This is a genomic window from Brachyspira pilosicoli (assembly GCF_019402445.1).
Lineage (GTDB): Bacteria > Spirochaetota > Brachyspiria > Brachyspirales > Brachyspiraceae > Brachyspira > Brachyspira pilosicoli_B.
Map to the genome: position 1 here is coordinate 1 of NZ_SRZM01000209.1, position 3704 is coordinate 3704.

5 protein-coding genes and 1 pseudogene are annotated in these 3704 nt (G+C 26.5%); all 6 read right to left on the bottom strand.

The features are described from left to right. Positions 1–226: 226 nt before the first annotated feature. Entirely contained in the window at positions 227–1135 is a 909-nt protein-coding gene (locus E6A48_RS07320; protein ID WP_219709371.1) for a hypothetical protein, read from the bottom strand. An 8-nt stretch (positions 1136–1143) separates the two neighbouring features. Next, on the bottom strand, positions 1144–2190 hold the full coding sequence (locus E6A48_RS07325) for a peptidylprolyl isomerase (protein ID WP_219709372.1): 1047 nt from the start codon (positions 2188–2190) through the stop codon (positions 1144–1146). A gap of 22 nt (positions 2191–2212) precedes the next feature. After that, complete coding sequence (locus E6A48_RS07330; RefSeq protein WP_219709373.1) at positions 2213–2605, bottom strand: DUF948 domain-containing protein; 393 nt, start codon at positions 2603–2605, stop codon at positions 2213–2215. Between the two features lie 22 nt (positions 2606–2627). Beyond that, entirely contained in the window at positions 2628–2912 is a 285-nt protein-coding gene (locus E6A48_RS07335; protein ID WP_219709374.1) for a YtxH domain-containing protein, read from the bottom strand. 76 nt (positions 2913–2988) lie between these two features. Further along, positions 2989–3315: a hypothetical protein gene (locus E6A48_RS07340; protein ID WP_258018570.1), complete on the bottom strand. Its 327-nt coding sequence runs from the start codon at positions 3313–3315 to the stop codon at positions 2989–2991. Between the two features lie 113 nt (positions 3316–3428). Further along, a pseudogene (locus tag E6A48_RS07345) lies at positions 3429–3704 on the bottom strand (hypothetical protein); the annotation flags it as partial.

Genomic DNA, 3704 nt, shown 5'->3' on the forward strand with positions numbered 1-3704 from the left:
CGCTTCGCGAAAGTGCAAGTGTTTTAGCTTCGTATGTTTGGAATATCTATAAACTATAAGATAATACATGTATTTTAGTCTAAACAATGCAGCCTTTTTGGTTCTTTGTGGCCATGCCGCAAGGGCACTTCCTTCGGTCGCCCTGAAGGACTCCCTTCGGTCGCAAAAGAACTGGGGGTGTGGGGGCAAAGCCACCACAAATAAAAACTTAAAAACATTATAAACTTTAGTAGTCGTATTGTCTTCTTTTATCCGCTGGTCTTCCTAAATACCACCAATCACCAGGTCCATAGAACATATACTCTATAGAAAAATCAACTGTTGATGTGTTTGGCACATTTCCGCTGCCAAGTACAATTTTTCTGTATGTGATAGTCATATATAAAAAATCTGATATTGTAGCTTTGAACTTTACAAAAGGCTCTAAATAACTATAATCTCTTTTTTTAGGCTGATACGGAAAAACATAACTTACCCCTGTATATAATGTCATAAAAGGAGATGTTATTATCTCAAATCCTCCGATTACTTCTCCTAATTCCAATATATCTGTTTGTAAATTATCTCTAGTGTCAAATACATAGGCAAATAATATATTAATCGGTATCACTTTAGGAACTATTCCAAGTAAAAAAGCACCATTAAAGTTAAAAGCATCTCTATTTTCACCAAGAATACTTTTAGAAAAATTATAGCTCATTCCAACTTTAGCACCTAATGACAAATACCAATCCAAAAATGTTACTTTAGCTGTGGCATTTATGGCATCAAAACTAAAAGAATCAGTCATATTTGTAAGCCCTGTTAAATCTTGTCTTGTATCTTGCCTTTGATATGTAAAACTTGTAGATACACCTAATTCCACAAAATTAATAGGTCTTACCATAAAATACGGCATAAATGTAAATGATAAATTTCTTTTACTAATATTTTGGTCTAGTGGGTCATTTATATATAATTTATAATCCTGAAACCAAGAGTTGTATTCATAATATATTCCTCCTATACCAACAGAAAACATTTTATTTTTTTCTATTAGCGGAGATATATCAAAATAAAAATCATTTCTTATAGCATAAGATAATTGATTAACTGCAACTAATATTATTAATATAAAAAATATTCTTATTTTCATTATTTATATTATAGAGATAAGTCTTTTTCTATACTGTAACCATATCTTAATTGAGCAATTAATACTTGATATATCTGCTGAGTTTTAGCTTCTATTACCAAAGTTTCTAATGCCTTTTGAGCTTCTTGATATGGAAGAGAATCTATTTTATATATTGCTCCATATTGTTTATAAGCCTGATTAATTTCTTCTTCAGTAGGCTTAGGTATTTTTGCTCTTATTGTTTTATCTATGTAGTTAGCAGTAACAGCATTTCTTGTTATTAGATTATCTAAAGATTTAGCCTCTGGTGTATTATAAAAACCTGTTTTTTTAGCATCATAAAGCATAACTTCCATAGCGGCAAAAGCATTGAACATGCTATCTCTTGCTTGTGCTTTTAGAGCAGGAGGAATATTGTCGCCTGCTTGTTTTAGGTTTTCATTAAACATTTCATTAAATCTAGACAATGGTATAGTTGTTTCTTCTATTATAATGCAAGGGTCTTTAGCAGCAGAATATTCAAATTTAGTATAATTAGTTTTAGCATTCTGTAATATTTTATTATATTCATTACGCATACGCTCTTGAATAATAGCATATTCTATTTGAAGAGATAACTGGTCATAAGTAACATTTGGCGGTAAGCGATTTTTATTAGTATTATAAAAACTTCTCTTTTCAGCTTCTGTTACAACACTAAAATCTTTAGGTACTTTTTTTTGCATATATAATTGAACTATTTGATTATCTCTTTCTTTTTCTATTCTAGCCATCAAATCACTATCTTTGTCATAACCTTCTTCTACAGCTTTAATATATAAAACTTCTTGCTCTATTATTTGATTAGCAATTTGCCATAATTGAAGTTCATTAGTAATAATAATATTAAGAGCTTCTTCATTACCGCCTCTTAATGTTACTAAATTGCTTACATCATTAAGAAACTCATCTTTAGTTATAAGTTTTTTTACATTTCCTTGAGAATCTTTTATTCTTATAGCAAAGTTATCATTAGAATATAAAGAACATACAAAAATAAATAATATAGAGGTTATTAACAAAATTTTTTTCATAATATAATCAATTTCCCGCAAATTAAAAATTTAATTCATCATCATCAGTATTTTTCTTGCTTTTAAACAAACCAATAATAGAGTTTATGATATTCATCATACTAAAATTGGCAGTTAAATCTCTTAAAGAGCTTGTAATACCATAAAAACTGCTAGTAACATTGTCTATAGCATCATGCACATCCGATAAACTTTTTTTTGTTCTATCAGCCTCAGATTCTACGAATAATGCTATATTATTAACCTTTTCACTAATAGATTCTATATTGTCTAGTATCTTATCAAATCTGCTGTTAAATCTAAAATGCGTAGCAAGCAATACAAAAAATATAGCCAAAGATAATATCAATATTGCTATAGCTATAAAAGCTAATGATATAGCAATAACATTTAATTGAAAAGTAATATCATTCATATTGTTTAAATACTGTTAAAAATTAAGCATTAGCTTCTTCAGATTTCTTTTTTCTTTTATCTAAAAAATCTGCTGTTTTTTCTTTACCTTTTTCATATAGTTCAGAAGTTTTTTCTCTGCCTTTTTCATATAACTCAGAAGTTTTAATAACTCCTCTATGATATAAATCATCTACTTTATATTTGATATTATCCATAGTTTCTTTAATATCTTCTCTAGTTTCTTCACCAGCTTTTGGTGCAAATAATAAACCTAATGCAACACCTGCACTTACTCCAAGTATAAAAGAAAATATTCCTTTAGTCATAAAAATATCCTCCTGATTTTATGATATATAATACAAAATATTAAATGTAATTACTCTTTTTGTCAACATACTAAATTTAATTTATTATATTTTCAAGTTCTTCTACTATCTTATCTATTTCTTCGTTGTAGGATTTGAACATGCCTGTTTTGGTTAATTTGCTTATTGTACTAAACTCTAAATCTTTTATTTCATTTTTTTCTTTATCAAATATTTTAGGGTTAGAGAAGTCTACTATAAACTTATCGTATTGCAAATTAAAAGTAATATCAAAACATAGAAACTTATTTTTATCGTCTATATTTGAAACATAAAAAAAATATATAAAACCATTATCTAATATTTTATAATTTTCTTCATTTATTGAGCTTTCTTTAACCCAATTAACAATTTCTTTTCTCAAATCATCGCCTGTCAAATTTGACGATAAAAATATTTTTTGTTCTGAAAATAAATTATTTACAAATAAGAGTAATAATATAAATAAATATTTTAATTTATTTTTCATAGTAATAATTATATTTCTTTCAAAGTAGATAATATACTTTTTATTTTATTATAATAATTTTTACTACTCATAGAAGCTATCATAAATTGATGATAATAATTATTTGTTTCTATTACATATATAGAATAATTCACATCAACATCTTTATAATTAGAATAAAACTCTGTAATATAAACATTTTTTTTGCATATAATACTTTTTTTAGTTCCTAGTATTATATTATTTTCTCTAATTCCATTTACAGTATTTTTATTATATTCTTCTAAAGTGATATTATTAACTTC

Coding starts and splice junctions, on each gene's coding strand:
- E6A48_RS07325 (WP_219709372.1), bottom strand. CDS start 2,190: ATGAAAAAAATTTTGTTAATAACCTCTATATTATTTATTTTTGTATGT.
- E6A48_RS07335 (WP_219709374.1), bottom strand. CDS start 2,912: ATGACTAAAGGAATATTTTCTTTTATACTTGGAGTAAGTGCAGGTGTT.
- E6A48_RS07320 (WP_219709371.1), bottom strand. CDS start 1,135: ATGAAAATAAGAATATTTTTTATATTAATAATATTAGTTGCAGTTAAT.
- E6A48_RS07330 (WP_219709373.1), bottom strand. CDS start 2,605: ATGAATGATATTACTTTTCAATTAAATGTTATTGCTATATCATTAGCT.